This window comes from Yoonia maricola, from assembly GCF_002797915.1.
GTDB lineage: Bacteria > Pseudomonadota > Alphaproteobacteria > Rhodobacterales > Rhodobacteraceae > Yoonia > Yoonia maricola.
The window spans coordinates 805,072-824,920 of sequence record NZ_PGTY01000001.1 but is presented as its reverse complement, the minus strand read 5'-3'; the positions used below and the strand labels follow the sequence as shown (position 1 = coordinate 824,920).

The following is a 19,849-nucleotide window of genomic DNA, read 5'->3' as shown; positions in this document are numbered from 1 at the left end:
GCAATGGCACGACTGAACAAGACAGCGAACCTTGTCATATTTGGCGCGATCGGCCTTGTGGTCCTTAGCCAGTTTGGCCTTCTTGACGACACGTCCAATGGTGGGGGCAACCAACCAGTGGCCCCTGACTGGACCGCGATTTCCGCATGGCCGGGCAGCCAGGCCGATGAGATTGAGGCGCAGCCAGACCCCAACAGAGTATATACAGCCATCGTTCTGGACGATTCCGGTTCAATGGGTGATGACATCACGCCTGCGAAAGCAGCCGTGCTCACGGCCATTGATGCAATGGACCCGCAAGATCAGGTTGCTGTTATTGCACTCAACGATGGTCTGATCCTGCCGTTTATGCCTGTGGCCGAGGCGCGCAGCGCGTTGCCCGAACCTTTGTCGCGTGTTTTCAGCGATGGCTCTACCCCGTTGACCAAGGCGTTGCAAACCGCGCGTGAGGGTTTGGCGGGCGAAGCAGCACGCGTGGGAAGTTTTGGCACCTACCGCATATTGGTTACAACGGACGGGGCTGCGGACGATGGGGATCGCCTGCGGTCCGAAATCGAAGATATTGCGCGTCAGACACCAATCCAGATTGCTACAATTGGCGTGGGGATCGACGGTGGGCATGTGTTGGCGCGCCCCGATCTGGCGGCCTTCGTTTCGGTCAACGACATTACAGGTCTGGCTGACGCTCTGCGCAATGCAATCGCCGAAGAACAGAGCTTTTCTGCCATTACAGCATTCGGAGACGAGTAACATGGGACGTCGCATTGATCTGAACTGGGAAGAATGGAACCCCGGCCTTGATACAGATGACATGACCCTCGCTGAGGTTCTGGCCACCTTGCCGGCAGCCAACGCAGAAGACGTGCCAGAGATTATCAAGAAATACGAGAACCCCGAAAGCCCGGATGCACTGCCCGGTGCCATCCATCTGAACCGTCATGATTGCATTCATGTCTTGCTGGGGCGTGGTCTTCATGTCCAAGACGAGGCTTTTATCATCGGTGTGACGATGGGCGCTGCATCGGACATTACGAACGAACATGTCGATACCTTTATTCGCGTCTCGACAACCGACTATCCGAAGCACTGGCGTTTTGAAGAGGCGCATATCGCCTCTTACCGTTTGGGTGTCGGATATGCCGTCGATAATCTGGCGGGCAAAGACCTGCATCTGATCCCTTTGGAGGATGAGCCTTGGCAGTCCATGACGGTCGGTGCAGCACGCAAAGCCCTCGGCATGTCTAAACATGAATTGCGTGCGTACTACCGCAAGGCCGAACTGCTGGTGCCCGGAACACCGGCCTCGCGGCGGCTGGATACATCGGCGCTCAGGACCGACAGAAGCCTGAACCAACCGAAAAGCTAGCAGGCGTTTTCAACGAAAACCCATGATCGTATCCGGTAGGTTGAACGCCCCCTTTGGCAGCGATTGCGACCGAAGTCGGTCGCGACGGTAGCCGCTTTCGTCCGGTGGCCGCCTTTCCCGAGAACAAGGCCTGCTTCCATGTCGGCAATGTACTTCGCCCACGGTCACCGCACGGCGTTCCTCTTCTCTTTCGGCAGCAGGATATTCTTCCTGAGTAACCTGGCCAAGCAATGCCTTCGCTTTGCGAAGAGTGGTCTTGGGTGTCCAAACGCCATAGATTCCGATCGTGTAGCGCGGCAAGCGACCTTTCACTCTATGCTGAATTAGGTAGCTTCGTTTTCCTGAGGAATAGTCACGAAGACCGAAACCCGGCAGCTCGTCGTCCCAGACGACGTGACCTTTGCTCTGCGGCTCGACTGCCTCTACAAACCGTTTGGTCAGTTTGGTCATGCTCCCATCCCTCGGAAGCCCCGATTTTGAGTAAGCACCACGCAAGCACGCGGAAGGAAATTAAGGCGTGTTCTGGGATAGGGACTTCGGAGTTTTGATTCTAAAAAGCATTTTATTTCAGTCTGTTATCGTGCTCCAGCATGCTCTATCGTATAACTCGGATGGCTCCTTGAACCAGCTCCGAAGGCGGAGGCCAGAGGCTCGAATCCTCTCGGGTGCGCCATTTTATAGACCAAGTGATTTTAGTTTCACGGATTGTCGTGCCGCCAATGCATTGACTTCTGCTTTGCTTGCAGCACTTAAAACAGTGCCCGGTTTGCGTACCGTATCATGCGCAATTACACCGCGCTGTGCCAATGTGTATTTGCGGATGGCCAACCCCAGTCCCGGCTGTGCCTCGTACCGGACCATGGGCATGTAGGCGTCAAAGATATCGCGTGCACGATCCAGATCGCCGCCGCGAAGTGCTGCCACGACCTGCGCCATCATTTCGGGATAAGCGAAACCTGTCATTGCCCCATCTGCCCCGCGCAGCATTTCTTCTAGCAGATAAAGCCCGCCATTGCCGCAAAGGATCGAAATGCGCCGCGCGCCAGCATCAGAGGCGGCGCGCAGTGCGCTGATTTTCTCCAGCCCTGGCCAATCCTCGTGTTTGAGCATTACACAAGTTGGGCAATCCTCTACCACTTGCAGGATGACCTTGGTGGGGATCACCACATTTGTGACCAGCGGAAAGTCCTGCAGCACGAAAGGCGCGTCTCCCAGTACCTCGGCGGTGTTGTGGTAGTAGGCCACGATCTGGTCGTCGGTTTTCAGGCTACCGGGTGGGGCGACCATCAAGCCTGCCGCCCCGAGTTCCATCGCCGCATCGCTGAGGGTCTTCATCGCAGCAAAGCCGGGGGCTGAGACACCTACAACGATCGGGACCGTGCTGCGCGCCGTGACCCGCTTGACCACTGCGATGGATTCTTGTGCCATCAGCTTGCCTGCCTCGCCCATCATGCCGAGGATTGTCAGGCCCGTTGCCCCTTTTTCGATATAGAAATCGACCATGCGGTCGATGCTGTCCCAATCCAGAGCGCCATCCGATAGGAAGGGTGTGACAGCGATGGTAAAGACCCCTTGGGCGGTTTCATCCAGCATCGTACGTTCCTTTGTGGCTTAGGTTCAGGGCAATTTGACCAAGTGCCATCGTTGCCGCTGCTTGACACGGTTCCACGACCGGCAGCCCGGTCTCATGCTCCAGCGTGGTGCGATACTGAGCCATACCAGCGCAGCCCATGATCAGGACGTCTGCGCTGTCTTCGTCGCGTAGGCGTTTGCCTGCTGCAATCAACGCATCAAGGCTTTTGTTCTGGTCTGCAAGGTCTGTCACCGATAGCCCCAAAGCCCTGTCACCCGCGAACCGATCCAGCACGCCCATCGACCCGAATGCGCGTAGATGGCGCGGGATTGATTGTGGCAAGATCGCTATCACACCAAAGCGCTGGCCAAGGGTGAGGGCTGTCATGACGCCCGCCTCCTGAATGCCCAAGGCGGGCAGGGCGGTTTGATCACGTAGCGCATGCAGACCCGGATCTCCGAAACAGGCAATGACATAGCCTGCGGCATCTTTTTGACGAGCTGCGAGGCGTAGCATGGGGCCGATGGTCAGGTCGGCTTGGCGTTGGTTTTCAATACCGTGCGGACCTTCTTTCAGCGTCAGACACCGGATTGGCGTTCCAAATCGGCGCAACGGGTCGAGCGCCAGTTTGATCCCATCCGTCACTGTTTGTGAAGAATTAGGGTTGATGACAATGAGGGTATCGCCGCTCATGCGTCAGCTCGTCTGGCGATGATTGTGAGAATGAGCGGTGTATTGGGGCGGTGCATGTCTATCCTTGGCGTTGGGGTTTTGTGGGTGTGGTCGCAAGTGCAGGGCGGTCAATCCATACGCCGGAGCCAAGTGCGGCGGCGAAGGCGCCGTTTTGAACAATATGGGTGCCACGCAGCCAGACATCTGTAGGCCAGCCGGTGATCCTGCGGCCGACCCAAGGATTGTAGCCTACATTGTCATGCAGATCGTTGTCGCCATAGGTGACGGATTTGTCAGGATCCCACAGCGTGATATCTGCATGCATGCCAACCGCAAGGCGGCCTTTGTTTTGCAGCCCATAGATTTTCGCGGGGGCCGTCGCAGTGAGCCTCGCAAATGCCTCTGGCCCCCCGCGTCCTTGGTTGACCATCGCGTCGAACATCAGCGGCAGGCGCGTCTCCAATCCCGGCAACCCGTTCGCTATGTCTTGGAATGCAGCGTTTGCGCCTGCCGACAGCTTGCCCGTTTTATCGTAGCGGTAAGGCGCATGGTCGGAGGAGACAATTTGTAGATCGTCCTCATGCAGCGCGTCCCACAACGCCTCTTGATCAGCGACCTCGCGTTGCGGGGGCGAACACATCCATTTCGCACCTTCCAGGCCTTCGCGGTGCAGGACCTTTTCAGTCATGAAAAGATAATGCGGGCATGTTTCGGCCCAAATCGGTGCACCACGCGCACGCGCAGCGCGGACAGCGGCGGCCCCTTCAGCGGTCGAGACGTGAAAGATCATCACTGGCTGCCCAAGGTATTCAGCAAAGCGGCACATCCGCTCAATCGCCTCAATCTCGGCCATGCGCGGGTGGGATGCGGCGTGGTGATGTGGTGCAGTCTTGCCGTCGGCTATGAGGGCGGCCTTGGCCTCTGCGATGATGGCATCGGTTTCGGCATGGACGCAGACCAGTGCGCCATATTCGCGGGCGATCTGCATGGTTTGCAGGATTTGCGCGTCAGAAAGCTGGATGTTGTAAGTGGTAAAGACTTTGATTGAACGGTGCCCGGCGCCGATTAGCGCAGCCAGATCATTTTCGAAATCCGGCACGTCGGTGTCGCTGACGATCATGTGAAAGGCATGGTCGATCATCGCGCCGCGCTTTGCCAATTTTTCATAACCGGCCACGGTCTTGGCTAACCGCGCACCTTTGGCCTGTGCGGCAAAGGAAATCACGCTGGTTGTTCCGCCCATTGCAGCAGAGCGCGTTGCGGTTTCGAATGTATCGGCGTTCATCACCCCCATGCCTGACATCTGCTCGATATGTGCATGTGGATCGACGCCGCCAGGCATGACGTACTTGCCGGTGGCGTCAATGGTGGTCTTGGCAGGCCCCAGGTTGGGACCAATCGCAGCAATCGTATCACCGCACACGCCTAGATCGCCAGTGATGACCCCTGCAGGCGTCACGATCTGACCACAGGTGATACACAGATCGAATGGGTTGGACATGCGTGCACGCTCCTTCACAGTGGGTCACCTCATGTTGCCCGCCGCCATAGCTGATCCGCAAGGGGGGTTACGCGTCGTCGTTTGCTTTGTTGTGCTTCTTTTTCAGATTATCGACCGACGCGCGACCGATCATATGCGCGCCAATTGGTGTCGTGAGCATCAAGAAGACGATGATCGCGACGACGCGGGCGGTGATTTCGATCTCCTGCAGGAAGATCGCGCCGGCGATCAGAATCAGACTACTGCCAAGGACGCCGGCCTTGGTTGACGCATGCATGCGCATCAGCACATCTGGCAGGCGTAGTACGCCGATAGCAGCGATCAGTGCGAAGAACCCACCCAAAAGCAGGAAGATGGAGATGATAATTTCTATCATTCCGAGTCCCCGTTCTGGCGCAAGTCGCGGCGTTCTGCATAACGGGCGAGGGCCACTGTCGCTAGAAAGCCCACGAGCGCCAGCACAAGTGCCACGTCCAGCATGGCAAAGACTCCGGTGGCAACGGCCACGACACCGCAGACGGCTATGATTGACATTGTCATCATGTCCAGCGCGACCACACGATCGGCAAGCGTGGGGCCCTTTGCCAATCTGATAAAGGCGATGGCCAAAGACAACATCACCATCACAAAGGTTGCATAGATAGACCAATCAAGAAACGCTGCGGGTGTCATGCTTCGAATACCTCTTTGACCATACGTTCCATGCCAGATTTCAGACTGCGGATTACTTCATCGGGGTCATCTGCAAACATCGCATGCACGATCAGTGTTTTGCGATCCGGTGTCACATCAAGGCTGAGTGTGCCGGGGGTGAGGGAGATCAAGTTGGTGACCAAGAGTATTTCCATGTCAGACTGAACATCCAGTGGCATCTCAAGGATCGCAGGGTTGCTGTGATCCTGCGGGGTCAGCACATCATAAGCAACGCGAATGCTGGAAACGCAAAGATCGTAGATGAAGAACAGGATCAGCCGGACGATCCGGTAAGCGCGTAGATAGTAACCGTTTGGCCCGCCAAAAAGCGGTTGTGCGATCCAAAGCGTCAAGAACCCTATCACAAAGCCGAATGCCAGTTGTGTCAGCGTGAAGCTACCCCAAAGCCCCGCCCAGATGACGGCGAGGAGGAGGTTGAGAAGAAACAGGTTCATGATGTCACCCCCAATACGGCAGCAATATAGGCGGTGGGGTCCAGTAATTGTTCTGTTGTCCGCTCGGCGAATATCACGAAAGGTTCGGGGTTCAGGCCGATGATTATCGTCAGCACGGCGAGGCCAGCAACGGGAATGATCTGTGCGGCTTTGTTGGTCAGCGCCTTGAGTTCCGGCTCGATCCCGCCGGGGTGGGGTTTCCAAAAGGCCTCGGCCCAGATTTTGGTCATTGAATAGATGGTCATCAGGCCCACAGCGAGGGCAATGAAGGCCACGAACCACATCTCAAGGTCGAGAGTTGCTTTCACGATGATGTATTTTGCCCAGAACCCTGACAGCGGTGGAAAACCTGCCAGTGAGAATGCGGGGATCAGGAATAGGATGGCCAGGAATGGGGCGGATTTGTAGAGGCCACCGATCTGGTAGACATCTGTGCCGCCTGTCAGTCGTTTAGCGATGCCCGCGATCAGGAACAGATTCGCTTTCACAATGATATGGTGAACCAGATAGAAGACAGCGCCGACAATGGCGAGCGGAGTCATGAGTGCAAGGCCCAGTATCATGTAGCCGATCTGGCTGATGATGTGGAATGACAGAATTTTGCGGAAATCAGACTGTGCTGCCGCACCCAAGACCCCGATTACCATCGTGAAACAGGCGACCCAGAGCAGCACGGTATGCGTGAACCCAATGTCGTGGTCAAAAACCATCGTGAACATGCGGATCAAGGCGTAGACGCCCACCTTGGTGAGCAGTCCGGCAAAGACGGCGGAGACCGAAAAACTGGGCGTGTGATAAGCCGCAGGCAGCCAGAAGAAGAGGGGGAAGACAGCCGCTTTCACCCCAAAGGCCACCATGAACATCATGGCGACGACGGTGAGCAGGCCTTGGTTTTCAACCTCTTCGACCTTCAGTGCGAGGTCCGCAAAGTTGAGCGTTCCAGTCATGCCATAAAGTAGGCCGATGCCAGTTAGGAACAGAATGGTCGAGATCAGGTTGAGGGCTACGTATTTGACGCCGCCGTCGATCTGTTCTTTGCCTCCGTTCAGGATCAGCAGCCCGAAAGAGGCAATCAGCATGACCTCGAACCATACATATAGGTTGAATAGATCGCCCGTTAGGAAGGCCCCGGTGACGCCCGCGAGCAGGATCTGGAACAAGGCATGATAGCCCAGCTTTGCCTGCCGTTCAGTAATGTCGCCCAAGGCGTAGATCGCCACTGCAAAGCCTGTAATCGCTGTGATCAGCACCATCACCGCAGACAATAGGTCTGCAACCAGCGTGATCCCAAAGGGCGCAGGCCAATTGCCCATCTGCCCGGCCACAACGCCCGCATCCAGCACCACCGCCATAAGCGCGATGGATGCAATCAGCCCCAGCCCCGATCCGATGATCGACACCCAGCCGCCAAGGGGCGAGGACCGCAACAGGTATGCGATGATCGAGGCCACGAAGGGGATGACCAGTGGAAGGGTGAGGTACCAACTCATGTATTAATTTTCTTTAGGTTCGGCGACGCGCATCTCGTCGGTGTTCAGGGTGCCAAGGCTTTGATAAGCGCGGAAGGCAAGGATGAGGGCGAAGGCGAAGAGGCCAAAGCCGATAACGATGGCGGTCAGCACCAAGGCTTGGGGCAGGGCGTTTGCCACATCACCGATGGGCGCATCAAGGCCGTCAGGCACCAAGGGTGGTGCGCCCGGCGTCAGGCGACCGGCGACAAAGATTGTCAGGTTTGCCGCGTTCGACAGCAGGATAAGCCCAAATAGGAAACGCAACAGGTTGCGCGCCAGCATCAGATAGACAGACGAAGCGACCAAAACGCCGATCAGGACAGACAGCAATTGTTCCATCAGACAGCCTCTTCCAGTGAAAACGCAATCGACAGGACAGCACCCAGGACGACCAGATAAACGCCAATGTCGAAGATCAGAACGGTTGAAAGGGGGATGCCCTTGTCATCCTCTGTCGCGCCGATGAAGAGCCATTGGCCGGTGAATAGCGCATCGCCCCAAAGTGCGGCCATCAGGCCTGCAAAGAGCGCGATGCCCAGCCCGGCACCTGCAATACTGCCGGGATCAAACCGCAATGCCTTGCGCGCGTCAGCCGTGCCGCAGGCGATGGCGTAGACCACGAACCCGGTTGCTGCGATCAGACCACCGATGAAGCCACCACCGGGCGCATTATGACCGCGCAGCAGCATATAGGCCGAGAAAACCAAGAGCAGTACTGCCTGCAAGCGTGCGCCTGCGATCAGAATGACAGAGTTCATTATTTCTCTTCCTCGGGCTTGGCCTTGAGCAGGGCAAAGATGCTGATGGCGGCGATCAGGACGACCGCGATTTCGCCAAAAGTATCCAGCGCGCGGAAGTCGACGAGGATCACGTTGACGATGTTCTGTCCAAAGGCCTCGGGCCAGCTGGACGTTTCAAAGAAAGTGGTCAGCTCGCGGTCAATGGGACCTGTTGTGACCTTGAGCAAGATGACGGTTGTGACAACGCCAAGCCCGATCGCGATCAGCGCATCAAGCCAGCGCCTGCTGAGCGGCTCGGGCGTCAGATGCGGCAACTTCAAAGCGGCAGCGGCAAAGAGGACGACCACCAGCGTTTCCACCAAAAGCTGCGTAATCGCCACGTCAGGCGCGCTGTAAAGGATAAAGATCATCGCCATGCCGATGCCAACAACACCCAAGCCAGCAATGGCAGTGATTCGTGAATTGGTGATCAGCGTGAGTACCGCGCCCAGCAGAACAAGCAGGAATACCAGCCAGTCCCATAGCTCCACCTGCGGCACGCCCATCGCCGGAATACCTGTGCTGCGGAACCATAAGGTCACGGCAAGCACTGCAAGTGCTGTGCCGAAGGTCACGATCATATAGTGATAGAGGACCCCGGTCTGGATCGTCCGCGTCAGCGCCTTGGACCCAGATGCGATCCCGGCCATCAGTTTGTCCCAACCATTGTCAAAGCTGGGGCCGCGTGTGGTCATACCAATCAGGATGCCGCGCAGTTTCTGCTTGTAGTAGTAGATCGTGAAGCCCAGCACGAACGTCGCAATGCTCAGGAACAATGGCAGGTTGACCCCGGCCCAGAGTTTGAGTTCCTTGGCCGGTTCTGCATTGCCGATGATCGCGGCGACGGTCGGGTTGACCAATGTGGTTGCCAAAGTCTCGGGGAAGATGCCGAAGAACGCGCCCAGAATGGCCAGTACGACCGGGCCGACAAGCATGGGCCACGGCGCTTCTTTGACGTTTGGAATGGGCGTGCCCGATTTGCTCCAGAATGGGCGGAAGGACACGATGCCCGCGATGGCGACCATCAGCGCGCTCGAGATCAAGACTGCACCGGCCACAAAGATCGGCTCGGATGCAACCGCGATCGCGCCCGCATACTTCAGCTCTTTGCCGATAAAGCCAAGGAAGGGCGGGAAACCGGCCATCGAGAATGCGGCAATCGCGGCTGCGGTCGCGGTGATTGGCAAGGCGCGGGCCAAACCAAAAAGGCTGTTGGCGTCGCGCGTACCCGTTTGCGCATCCAGAATGCCGACAACAAGGAACAACGCCGCTTTATAGAGAGAGTGCACAACGAGGAACGTCGCGGCGGCCGTAATAGTATACCCGCTTTCATTCCCCAAAAGCAGTGTCAGCGCGCCAAGCGCCATCAAGGTTGTATACGCCAGCGCGAGCTTGAGGTCGGTCTGGCGTAGTGCCATGATGGATGCAAAAACCATTGTCACGGCACCAAAAATCGTCAGTGTCCAAAGCCAGAAATCGGTGCCCGCCAATGACGGATGCGTGCGCGCCATCAGATACACGCCTGCTTTCACCATTGTGGCGGAGTGCAGATAGGCGCTGACCGGGGTGGGGGCTGCCATCGCGTTGGGCAGCCAGAAGTGGAACGGCATTTGCGCCGACTTGGTAAACGCTCCGGCCAGCACCAACAGCACGATCGGCAGGTACATCACGCTGTCTTTCAATACGCCATCCATCGCGTTGATCTCGGACATCTCGAACGTGCCAGCGGTCGTGCCGATTAGGATGATGCCGGCAAGTAGGGCCAGCCCGCCAACACCTGTCATCATCAACGCTTGTAATGCCGAACGGCGCGCTTTTGCGGTGTCATGGCTAAACCCGATAAGCAGGTACGACGTGATCGTCGTTAATTCCCAGAAGACGAACAATGCCAATAGGTTATCGGATATAACTAATCCAATCATCGCAAGCATGAAGCTGGTCAGATAAAGCGAAAACCGGGCCTGATGCACATGCCCGGCAAGGTAGCGCGCGGAATAGAGCATCACGAGCGCACCAATGCCGGTGATCAGCAGCGCAAAGGTCAGGCTGAGCCCGTCAATATAAATGCTGACGTTTACCCCAAGGCTGGGGACCCATTCCCAGACATAGCGTAGTGTATCGCCGCCGCCGATCACCGGGATCATCTGTGCAAACCAGATAAACAGGCCCCCAGCGATAGCGACTGGAATGAGGCCAGCGGGTGTGATCCAGCGAGTAGGCGTTGAGGTATCCAATTGGGTATTCCGGTCCGCAAAACATAAGGGTTTAAGGGTGAATTAGCGCCGTAGGGGGCAGAAACAAATTATGTTGTATCTACGAAGGTCAGTCATTCATCGTCGCATCTTGTCATCAACCCCGCAGTGATCACGCGCATCGCGCAAGTCATTGCCAGATCGTGCCTTTCTTTACCTGCCTGCGACTGGATGTAGCACCTTATCTGATATAGTGAAGTCAATGAGACATTAACTTTTGATAGGAAATACCTATCAAGTGAGGACGAGATGCCAAATCTGCCAAGCTTGCGTCAGTTACGCTACATCGTGGCCCTGTCCGAGGCCCGCCATTTTCGGAAGGCAGCCGAGGCGATGGGGATCAGCCAGCCGTCGCTGAGCCTGCAAATGAGTAATCTGGAGGCGCTGTTGGGTGTCCGCTTGATTGAGCGGGGACGAGGGCCTGTCACACTCACGCCAGAAGGACGTGAGGTTGTAAAGCGTGCGGCCCGCATCATGGATGAGGTGCATGGGATCGTGGATTTGACGGCCTCTTTGCAAACCGGGCTGACAGGGACGATCCGGTTGGGTACGACGCCGACTATTGGTCCTTATCTGATGCCATTCGTGGTCGAGCGGCTTCATGCGAAATACCCTGATCTGCGGCTTTACATTCGCGAGGTCGTGCCGCGTGATTTGCGCGGTGATTTACTGGCGGGCAGTCTGGATGTGATCCTGACACAATTTCCCGAAGGCGGGGTCGATCTGACGTCGCAGCTTTTGTTTCGTGAACCGCTCTTGCTGGCGATGCCAGATGATCACGCTTTGGCCGCCAGGACAGAGGTGACCGAGGCGGATATTGCCGATCAAAACGTGCTGTCCTTGGGTCCAGACTATGCGATGCACGCCCAGATCGCCGCACTGTGCCAGCAGCACGGCGGGATCATGGCGCGCGATTATGAAGGCACCAGCCTTGATGCGATCCGTCAGATGGTGGGGATGGGGATGGGGGTGGCGTTCCTGCCGCGGCTTTATGCACGATCCGAGATTGATAGCCGGTCCAGCAACGTCATCGTGCGTCCGTTTCGGCGCAGTACGGTCATGCGGTCCATTGGATTGGTGTGGCGCAAGGCAGCGAATGCGGGGATGTTTGAGCGGTTGTCAGATGTTATCAAAGATGCTGCCCGCGCAAACCTGCAAACGGGTCAATCGCCAGTGATCCTAGATTAAAAATTGACCTAGCCGCGCCAGCTGCGCACCTGACCGCAATCCATATGGACAAAGTTTGAGCGGCTGTAGCGTCCAACGCCACCAGCACGACAGGCCAATGCGGCATTTGCCATCTGAGTTGTCGAACGGCCGGTCAGCCGCAAGTCGGCCGCCTGGCCACGCATGTGCAGCGAGTTGCGTGCCACGCCACCATTGGTCGCGCTCAGCATCTGATTGGTACGTGGCGACCGGTAACCGGACAAAAGCAGATAGGGCTCTGTCGTATCCATCAGGTTCAATGCGGCGGACATGATGTCGATCGTACGCAGATCCATTTGGACGGCTTCACCGGTACGCCAGTCACGCATGTGGATGTTGATCTCGCGGACGGCTTCGGCGATGTATTCGCCTTCGATCCAGTAGATCGTTTCAAGACGTTCGCCGGTGCGACCGGAATGCATTGCAATACGGCGGATGTCACCGGCACCGCGCAAGAAACCTGCTGCATTTGAATAGCTTGGTGCCGCGGCCACTGCTGTTGCGGCAAATGCCCCCAGCAATCCACGCCGGGTCAACCCGGAGGAGTTTTTTTCTGTCATGTGTTTCGCGCCTGTCCCGTCGCTCGACTTAATTCCACCGCCTTACGGCGATTTTGTGCCCACATCTCCCCAGATGTAGGCGTTATATGGCACATTTCGAATCATTGACCAAGACCTGTTTAAGAGTTTCGCATTAACAAACCGGAAACTGGCGAGATTTTGCTTAGATGTTGCAATCTGGACTCTTTGTCGCATGACGAAGGCTGCATTGGTGCAACACTTTCGCGCTGCCTGCGCATATCGCGGTTTTGTCATTAGACTATTGTTTGATAACGCTACTGATACTGCCAAAAGATCATAGCGAAGTTAATGGTCTGCCAAGAATTTAGGGAACGATAACGATGTCTGCTTATTTAGTACGTCAAACTTTTTTTATCCGTGTTTTGCCAGTCGTCTTCGCGGCCTTTGTTTTGTTATTTGTCGCCCCGCAGGCGCGCGCGCAAGTCACAGAATTTCGTCAGGCCGTGGCGCAGGCGGCATCCGGTGATCCAGACCTTCTTAGCTTTTACCGCGAACGTGGTTTTGACGGTATCTGGAGCACCCGCAATGATCGCAGCCGCCGCAATGCACTGATTGAGGCGTTCAACACAGCCGCTAACCACGGTTTGCCGGGTGATCGCTATGACGCGGAAGGATTGATCGCGCAGTTACAGGCGGCATCAACACCGCAGGAACAGGGGCGTCTTGAGGTCGCAGTTTCGCGTCAGTTCCTTGATTACGCCCGCGACATTCAGACCGGTCTTTTGACACCGTCACGTGTCGATTCTGCCATTCACCGACAGGTGCCTGTACGATCACCGCTAAGCACGATGCGCGCCTTTGCGCAGTCTGACCCCGCTGCTTTCATACGTGCGCTGCCGCCAAGCGCGCCCGAATATACCCGCCTGATGGCTGAAAAAATGCGGTTGGAGCGGTTGATCGGTGATGGGGGCTGGGGTCCAACAGTGCCTGGCCGGAAATATGAGCGTGGTGATAGTGGTGCAGGTGTGGTCGCGTTGCGCAATCGTCTGATTGTGTTGGGCTTTTTGCCGCGTACGAACACGCAGACCTATGACGATGATATTTATGGTGCAGTGACGCGTTTTCAACAGGCGCATGGGCTGGCCATTGATGGCACTGTCGGGCCCGGCACGCTGGAGCAAATCAACATCCAACCAGAGGCGCGCTTGCAATCCATCATTGTCGCAATGGAGCGTGAACGCTGGATCAATCGACCCCGCGGAGAGCGCCATATCTGGGTAAACATCACTGATTTTACTGCCAAGATTATCGACAATGGAGTCGAGACATTCTCGACACGTTCGGTTGTCGGTGCGCGCGATCGCGATCGGGTGACGCCAGAGTTTTCGGACGTGATGGAATTTATGGTCATCAACCCAAGCTGGTACGTGCCGCGTTCGATCATCACCAAAGAATACTTGCCGCAATTGCGTGCAAACCCCAATGCTGTCCGCAATTTGCTGATTACGGATCGTCGGGGCCGTGTTGTTGACCGTAGCACTGCAGATTTCAGCGGCTATACTGAGACGAATTTTCCATATTCCATGCGTGAACCCCCAAGTCAGGGCAACGCCTTGGGTCTTGTGAAGTTCATGTTCCCGAACCGCCACAACATCTATCTGCATGACACACCTGCAAAGAGCCTCTTTGGCCGCGAAACCCGCGCCTATAGCCATGGCTGTGTCCGTCTTGCTGATCCGTTTGACTTTGCCTATGCCCTGCTGGCCAAACAGGTTGGCAACCCAGAAGAGGTTTTCCAGGCGCATCTGCGCACCGGACGTGAACGCCGCGTCGATCTGGAAGCACCGGTGCCAGTGCATCTGGTTTACCGCACAGCAACCGTGCCTGCTGATGGCAATGTCCAGTACCGCCGGGACGTCTATGGTCGTGATGCTCGGGTCTGGAACGCACTGGCACGCGAAGGGGTGGTCCTTCGCGCCGTTCGCGGGTAAATCTGACCCTGGGATGAAGTCCGGGGGGCAAAATGGCACATTCGATAAAAGATATCGCAGCGGCGCTGGGGGCAGAAGCCTTTGGCGCCGTTGATATTTTTGTAAATGGCGCAGCCGAACCGGCGGCCGCAGGGCCGGATGATCTGGCACTTGCAATGACCCCTGCCTATGGCGATGCATTGGCGCAGGGCAAAGCATGCGCTGCCGTGGTCTGGCCGGGTGCCGATTGGCGGGCGCTGGGGTTGAAGGCCGCGATTGTTGCACCGCGCGCGCGCCTTGCGATGGCGGGTTTGACCCAGATGCTTGACCAACCGCTGCCAGGCTCAGGGATCAGCCCGCAGGCTTTCGTTGATCCTACCGTGCAGATTGGACGGAATGTGACCATTGGTGCCTTCACTGTGGTCGGACCTGATGCCGCCATCGGTGACAATACATGGATCGCAGATCAGGTCAGTATCGCAGAAGGTGTTGAAATCGGCCCGAACTGTCAGATCCACTCCGGTGCGCGGCTGCGGCGTGGCGTGCAGCTTGCTGCGCGGGTGATCCTGCAACCGAATGTGGCCATTGGCGGCGACGGGTTTTCCTTTGTGACAGCTGAGCCCTCCAACGTCGAAAAGGCTCGCGAAACACTGGGCGAGGGGGATATGGAAATCCCTGATGATCCGACATGGCATCGTATTCATTCGCTGGGTGGGGTGACAATCGGTGATGACGTGGAGGTCGGCGCGAATTCTTGCATTGACGCAGGCACGATCCGCGCGACGCGCATCGGGGCGGGGACAAAAATCGATAGCCTCGTGCAGGTAGGCCACAATGTGATCGTAGGAGATCATTGCTTGTTATGTGCACAGGCCGGTGTCGCAGGCTCCACCGTGATTGGCGACCGTGTGGTCGTTGGGGGCAAAGCTGGCGTTGCAGACAATCTGATTGTGGGGGATGACGTGGTGCTGGGTGGCGGCAGTGTCGTGTTGTCGAATGTGCCCAAAGGCCGTGTCATGATGGGTTATCCGGCGACCAAGATGCAGACCCATATTGAAAGCTATAAAGCGTTGCGCCGGCTACCGCGCCTGATGCGTGACCTCGCAAAGCGTTAATCGCCTGTTTCAAATTACCGTCAGAGTGACTACATCGGCGCAAAACAACATGAGTGTCATGAGATGAGCATCAAAGATCAGGTCATCGCGATTGTCGCCGAACAGGCCATGCTGGAACCTGGCGATGTTGCCATGGAGAACAGTCTGGAAGATATCGGGATCGATAGTCTGGGGCTGGTCGAATGCATTTTCGCGATTGAAGAAGCCTTTGATATCGATGTGCCTTTCAACGCCAATGATCCGCAGGCGAGCGACTTTGATATCTCATCCATTGCCGCCATTGTGGCAGCGGTCGAGACGCTCAAAGCGGAACAGGCTGTATAGATGAACCGCGTGGTGATTACCGGGGCAGGGACGGTCAATCCGCTTGGTGCGGATGTGCCTGCTACCTTTGCTGCCATGCAAGAGGGGCGTTGCGGTATCGGCCCATTGGATATTGCGGATGTGGACCGCCTATCGATCCAGATCGGTGGGCAGGTCAAGGATTATGACGAGACCACGCATTTCAATCGCCAGCAAATATCGCTCTATGATCGGTTCACGCAGTTCACCCTGCTGGCCGCACGCGAAGCGATTGGGCAGTCGGGACTGACGTTTTCAGGCGCGCTTGCTGATAAATCAGGTGTGGTGCTGGGCACCTCAGGTGGTGGGCTGAATACGCAGGATGAAAACTACCGCGCCGTCTATGAGGCGGGCAAAAACCGGGTGCATCCGTTTATTGTGCCCAAACTGATGAATAACGCCGCGGCCAGCCATGTGTCGATGGAATGGAACCTGCGGGGGCCGTCCTTTACCGTCGCAACCGCCTGTGCATCATCCAATCACGCCATGGGACAGGCATTCAACATGGTGCGCTGTGGCATGGCATCGGTCATGGTGACGGGGGGATCAGAGGCGATGTTGTGCTTTGGCGGGATCAAGGCGTGGGAAGGGCTGCGCGTGATGTCACGCGACGCCTGCCGTCCGTTTTCGGCGACGCGCAATGGCATGGTACAGGGCGAAGGGGCAGGGGTATTTGTCTTTGAGGATTACGCGCACGCGAAGGCACGTGGGGCCGAGATCCTTTGCGAAGTCGTGGGCTTTGCGATGTCATCGGACGCCTCTGATATCGTGATGCCGTCAAAACAGGGCGCGGCGCGGGCGATCGCAGGGGCCATCACCGACGCCAAGTTACCCAAAGATATGGTTGGTTACATCAACGCGCACGGTACAGGCACCGCGGCCAATGACAAAACCGAATGCGCCGCTGTCGCCGATGTCTTTGGTGCGCATGCAGATAATCTGATGCTGTCCTCGACCAAATCCATGCATGGTCACCTTATCGGGGGGACTGGTGCGGTCGAGTTGCTGGCATGCATCATGGCGCTGAAAGACGGGATCATCGCCCCGACCATCGGTTACGAGGAACCGGACCCGGAGTGTGCGCTGGACGTGGTGCCAAATGTGGCGCGTGAAGCAAGTGTGGATGTGGCGCTGTCAAACGCTTTCGCCTTTGGCGGGCTGAATGCCGTATTGGCCCTGCGTAAGCATTAAAGCGTTTCGCTTTTACCTAAGACAATCCTATCGCGAGACGCATTTATCAGGAGGGCGAGGTCACGAATTGCGTTTCAAATCAAACGCAATAAGCTTTAGAGGCAGCTAGCGTCCTTGGTCACTCACCTTCTGATACCGAGGTCGCTGTGAAACCTGCAGTAAATCCGGTTAACGAGACAGCAAGAATGACCTCTTCGGTGGGGGCAGCTGCCGGCACCAGACGTATGCTTGCAGCATTGCCGCGTTTGAGTTCATCGATTTCCTCTTGTGTAAACCCAATGCGGGCTACGCATCCGGCACGGTTACAGAACGTGAATGGGTAACGGCGAGCGTTCTGGCCATCGACCGCGATCGTCAGTTGCTGTGTCAAAAGTGTTTCGAGGGGGACGACAATTGTTGCCCCTGCAGCTGCACGCTGTTGTCCTTGAGGTAGCGGAAATACGTTGAATTCAGCGACGGCAACGCCGTCCTCATTGCTGAGAAGCTGATAGAGGTTGCAAGGGTCCGGCGCGCCATCTTGTGCCTTGACGCAGCGCAGCGCCCAGTCGCCGAATTCGTCGCGCACATATGGCTCACCCGGTTGCGGGCCGACAGGCTGACCCAAGGCCAGACCGTCGTCTGCAGGGGCCTCGGTCTCTTCTGCCGCACTGGCATCGTCCGTCGTTTCCTGTGCTGTGGCCAGCATGGGGTGGCTCAGCAAAGCCGCGAGAAAGAGGGTATTGAGAATACTGCGCATCAGTCCGGTCCTTGATTGTTTTGCGGCGACTTAACATGGGCAGCACGAGGTGTCAGGGTCAAAGGCAAGACCTTGCGCTGTCTTTCGCTCACGTTTTCGCGGGGCTCCCAGAAAAGAAGAAGGGCCCCCCAAAGGACCCTGCTTCATGTTCTCCCTGCCGGACTTTGCCGACTAATTGCACAGGAAGCTACGCAAAGCCAAACCAAGCGTCAACCTGAAACCTTGGGTAAATCGTTCAATAGTGTCACACCACGCGGAAAAAAACCGTGCCCGAAGGCACGGCAAGTCTAACAGGGAGGAAGTATGCCAATTCGCAGCAAAGACCGCGAAACGGCGCGCTTTGTTGTGGCATGAAAGGATTAACAATGTATTTTGGCTGAAGAATACATGTAGGGAACGGTTTGAATGTCTGAGAGTATCTTTATTGGCGGCGGCGGTGACAGCTATGGCGCACCACAGACCCTTTTGCTGGATAAGGCAAACCGCCATGGGCTGATCGCCGGGGCGACAGGGACAGGCAAGACGGTGACTTTGCAGATCATGGCCGAAGGGTTTTCGGCTGCGGGCGTGCCGGTGTTTCTATCTGATGTGAAGGGTGACCTTTCGGGTTTGGCAGTCAGTGGATCAGCAGATTTCAAACTACATGAGCCCTTTATGTCTAGGGCCGAAACGATCGGCCTTGATCTGCAATACGACAGCTTCCCTGTCACCTTTTGGGACCTCTTTGGCGAAAAGGGCCACCCAATCCGCGCCACGGTGGCTGAAATGGGACCGTTGCTCTTGTCGCGCCTGATGGACCTGACGGATGTGCAGGAAGGCGTGCTGAACGTCGCCTTCCGCGTGGCCGACGAAGACGGCCTGCCGCTGCTGGACCTCAAAGACTTGCAAGCCCTGCTGGTCTGGGTCGGTCAGAATGCCAAGGAGCTTTCTTTGCGGTATGGCAATGTGGCGTCATCCTCGATCGGTGCGATCCAGCGACAGTTGCTGGTGTTGGAAAACCAAGGTGGCACCGCGCTTTTCGGGGAACCTGCTTTGGACCTGTCGGATATGATGCGAACCAAAGATGGCCGCGGCGAGATTAATATCCTCGCCGCGGATCAGCTGATGGGCAGCCCACGCCTTTATGCCACGTTCCTGTTGTGGCTGCTGTCCGAGCTTTTTGAAGAACTGCCAGAGGTCGGCAACCCCGACAAACCCAAGCTGGTCTTCTTTTTTGACGAAGCACACCTGTTGTTCGACGGCGCACCCAAGGCGCTGGTTGATAAGGTGGAACAGGTCGCGCGCCTGATCCGATCAAAAGGGGTGGGGGTCTATTTTGTGACCCAGAACCCCGGCGATATCCCCGAGGATGTGCTGGGGCAGTTGGGCAACCGGGTACAACACGCGCTGCGCGCCTTTACTGCCAAAGACCGTAAAGAGCTGAAAACAGCCGCCGAAACTTATCGCGACAACCCTGGCTTTGACACGGCAGAGGCCATTCAAGAGGTCGGCACGGGTGAGGCTGTGACATCTTTTCTTGATCGCAAGGGTATTCCGCAGGTGGTGGAGCGGACACTAATCCGGCCCCCATCATCGCAATTGGGGCCAATCGACGGACCAACGCGCAAAGCGATCATGGCCGCCTCGGATATGGCCGGCAAATACGATCAGACAATGGACCGCGAAAGCGCGTTCGAGATGCTGCGCAAACGGGCCGAGGCGGCGGCCAAGGCGGCAGAAGACGCCGAGGCTGAAGAAGAGCGGTTGGAAGAGAAGGAGCGCGAATTCAAAGCCGCACGGCGGTATGACGGCGGGTCTGGCTCCGGGGGCTCTACCGGATCGCGCAAGTCATCTGGCGACGGGTTTGGTGGGGCGCTGGCGTCTGTTGTGGTGAAAGAGCTGAAAGGGACGACCGGACGGCGGCTGGTACGCGGAATTTTGGGGAGTTTGTTTAAGGGGCGATGATGTGCCGCGCTTTGTTGGTGCG

At 56.9% G+C, this 19,849-nt stretch carries 21 protein-coding genes; 8 read left to right on the top strand and 13 right to left on the bottom strand.

The features are described 5' to 3' along the window. Positions 1-3 precede the first annotated feature (3 nt). Together BC777_RS04095 and BC777_RS04090 are read left to right on the top strand one after the other, a co-directional pair. Positions 4-750, top strand: coding sequence for a VWA domain-containing protein (locus BC777_RS04095; protein ID WP_100366863.1), 747 nt, complete (start codon positions 4-6; stop codon positions 748-750). Between the two features lies 1 nt (position 751). Further along, positions 752-1,366, top strand: coding sequence for a hypothetical protein (locus BC777_RS04090; protein ID WP_100366862.1), 615 nt, complete (start codon positions 752-754; stop codon positions 1,364-1,366). A 9-nt stretch (positions 1,367-1,375) separates the two neighbouring features. Here BC777_RS04090 and BC777_RS04085 read toward each other — a convergent pair whose 3' ends face one another. The 11 genes from BC777_RS04085 to mbhE all read right to left on the bottom strand — a co-directional run bounded on the left by BC777_RS04085 (position 1,376) and on the right by mbhE (position 10,784). Continuing rightward, positions 1,376-1,816 carry an Arm DNA-binding domain-containing protein gene (locus BC777_RS04085; protein ID WP_211095322.1) on the bottom strand — a complete coding sequence of 147 codons (441 nt, stop codon included), beginning with the start codon at positions 1,814-1,816 and terminating at the stop codon, positions 1,376-1,378. A gap of 225 nt (positions 1,817-2,041) precedes the next feature. Next, positions 2,042-2,959, bottom strand: a complete 918-nt coding sequence (locus BC777_RS04080; RefSeq protein WP_100366861.1) for a dihydrodipicolinate synthase family protein — start codon at positions 2,957-2,959, stop codon at positions 2,042-2,044. Next, a complete protein-coding gene (locus BC777_RS04075) occupies positions 2,949-3,632 on the bottom strand; it encodes an aspartate/glutamate racemase family protein (protein WP_100366860.1) in 684 nt (227 codons plus the stop codon). Before BC777_RS04075 ends, BC777_RS04080 begins: the two co-directional genes overlap by 11 nt. Before the next feature lie 58 nt (positions 3,633-3,690). Next, positions 3,691-5,112: a dihydropyrimidinase gene (gene hydA / locus BC777_RS04070; RefSeq protein ID WP_100366859.1), complete on the bottom strand. Its 1,422-nt coding sequence runs from the start codon at positions 5,110-5,112 to the stop codon at positions 3,691-3,693. 67 nt (positions 5,113-5,179) lie between these two features. Then, positions 5,180-5,488 carry a monovalent cation/H(+) antiporter subunit G gene (gene mnhG, locus BC777_RS04065; protein ID WP_100366858.1) on the bottom strand — a complete coding sequence of 103 codons (309 nt, stop codon included), beginning with the start codon at positions 5,486-5,488 and terminating at the stop codon, positions 5,180-5,182. Continuing rightward, the gene (locus BC777_RS04060; RefSeq protein ID WP_100366857.1) at positions 5,485-5,784 is read right to left on the bottom strand and encodes an MrpF/PhaF family protein; all 300 of its coding nucleotides are present in this window, start codon (positions 5,782-5,784) and stop codon (positions 5,485-5,487) included. The genes mnhG and BC777_RS04060 overlap by 4 nt, the downstream gene beginning before the upstream one ends. Continuing rightward, a complete protein-coding gene (locus tag BC777_RS04055) occupies positions 5,781-6,260 on the bottom strand; it encodes a Na+/H+ antiporter subunit E (protein WP_100366856.1) in 480 nt (159 codons plus the stop codon). Before BC777_RS04055 ends, BC777_RS04060 begins: the two co-directional genes overlap by 4 nt. Then, complete coding sequence (locus BC777_RS04050) at positions 6,257-7,750, bottom strand: Na+/H+ antiporter subunit D (protein ID WP_100366855.1); 1,494 nt, start codon at positions 7,748-7,750, stop codon at positions 6,257-6,259. The genes BC777_RS04055 and BC777_RS04050 overlap by 4 nt, the downstream gene beginning before the upstream one ends. 3 nt (positions 7,751-7,753) lie before the next feature. After that, positions 7,754-8,110, bottom strand: a complete 357-nt coding sequence (locus tag BC777_RS04045) for a Na+/H+ antiporter subunit C (protein WP_100366854.1) — start codon at positions 8,108-8,110, stop codon at positions 7,754-7,756. After that, positions 8,110-8,529: a Na+/H+ antiporter subunit B gene (locus tag BC777_RS04040; RefSeq protein WP_100366853.1), complete on the bottom strand. Its 420-nt coding sequence runs from the start codon at positions 8,527-8,529 to the stop codon at positions 8,110-8,112. The genes BC777_RS04045 and BC777_RS04040 overlap by 1 nt, the downstream gene beginning before the upstream one ends. Then, on the bottom strand, positions 8,529-10,784 hold the full coding sequence (gene mbhE, locus BC777_RS04035; RefSeq protein ID WP_245834147.1) for a hydrogen gas-evolving membrane-bound hydrogenase subunit E: 2,256 nt from the start codon (positions 10,782-10,784) through the stop codon (positions 8,529-8,531). Before mbhE ends, BC777_RS04040 begins: the two co-directional genes overlap by 1 nt. A gap of 267 nt (positions 10,785-11,051) precedes the next feature. Between mbhE and BC777_RS04030 the strand changes: the two genes are divergently transcribed. Continuing rightward, positions 11,052-11,990 carry a hydrogen peroxide-inducible genes activator gene (locus tag BC777_RS04030; protein WP_100366852.1) on the top strand — a complete coding sequence of 313 codons (939 nt, stop codon included), beginning with the start codon at positions 11,052-11,054 and terminating at the stop codon, positions 11,988-11,990. Positions 11,991-11,998: 8 nt separating this feature from the next. Here the strand turns inward: BC777_RS04030 and mepK are convergent, their stop codons facing one another. Beyond that, positions 11,999-12,568 (bottom strand): peptidoglycan L,D-endopeptidase MepK, encoded by a 570-nt coding sequence (gene mepK / locus BC777_RS04025; RefSeq protein ID WP_100366851.1) that lies wholly within the window; start codon positions 12,566-12,568, stop codon positions 11,999-12,001. Between the two features lie 341 nt (positions 12,569-12,909). Between mepK and BC777_RS04020 the strand changes: the two genes are divergently transcribed. From BC777_RS04020 to BC777_RS04005, 4 genes are all read left to right on the top strand, one after another. Beyond that, positions 12,910-14,520, top strand: coding sequence for a L,D-transpeptidase family protein (locus tag BC777_RS04020; protein ID WP_100366850.1), 1,611 nt, complete (start codon positions 12,910-12,912; stop codon positions 14,518-14,520). 32 nt (positions 14,521-14,552) lie between these two features. Beyond that, entirely contained in the window at positions 14,553-15,614 is a 1,062-nt protein-coding gene (lpxD, locus tag BC777_RS04015; protein WP_100366849.1) for a UDP-3-O-(3-hydroxymyristoyl)glucosamine N-acyltransferase, read from the top strand. Positions 15,615-15,677: 63 nt separating this feature from the next. After that, entirely contained in the window at positions 15,678-15,938 is a 261-nt protein-coding gene (locus BC777_RS04010; protein ID WP_100366848.1) for an acyl carrier protein, read from the top strand. Continuing rightward, complete coding sequence (locus BC777_RS04005) at positions 15,939-17,147, top strand: beta-ketoacyl-[acyl-carrier-protein] synthase family protein (protein ID WP_100366847.1); 1,209 nt, start codon at positions 15,939-15,941, stop codon at positions 17,145-17,147. 118 nt (positions 17,148-17,265) lie between these two features. On the opposite strand, the gene BC777_RS04000 is transcribed toward BC777_RS04005, so the two are convergent. After that, positions 17,266-17,883, bottom strand: a complete 618-nt coding sequence (locus BC777_RS04000; RefSeq protein ID WP_100366846.1) for an invasion associated locus B family protein — start codon at positions 17,881-17,883, stop codon at positions 17,266-17,268. Between the two features lie 405 nt (positions 17,884-18,288). Here BC777_RS04000 and BC777_RS03995 point away from each other — a divergent pair, with 405 nt between their 5' ends. Continuing rightward, positions 18,289-19,827, top strand: a complete 1,539-nt coding sequence (locus BC777_RS03995) for a helicase HerA-like domain-containing protein (RefSeq protein WP_100366845.1) — start codon at positions 18,289-18,291, stop codon at positions 19,825-19,827. Positions 19,828-19,849: the final 22 nt, after the last annotated feature.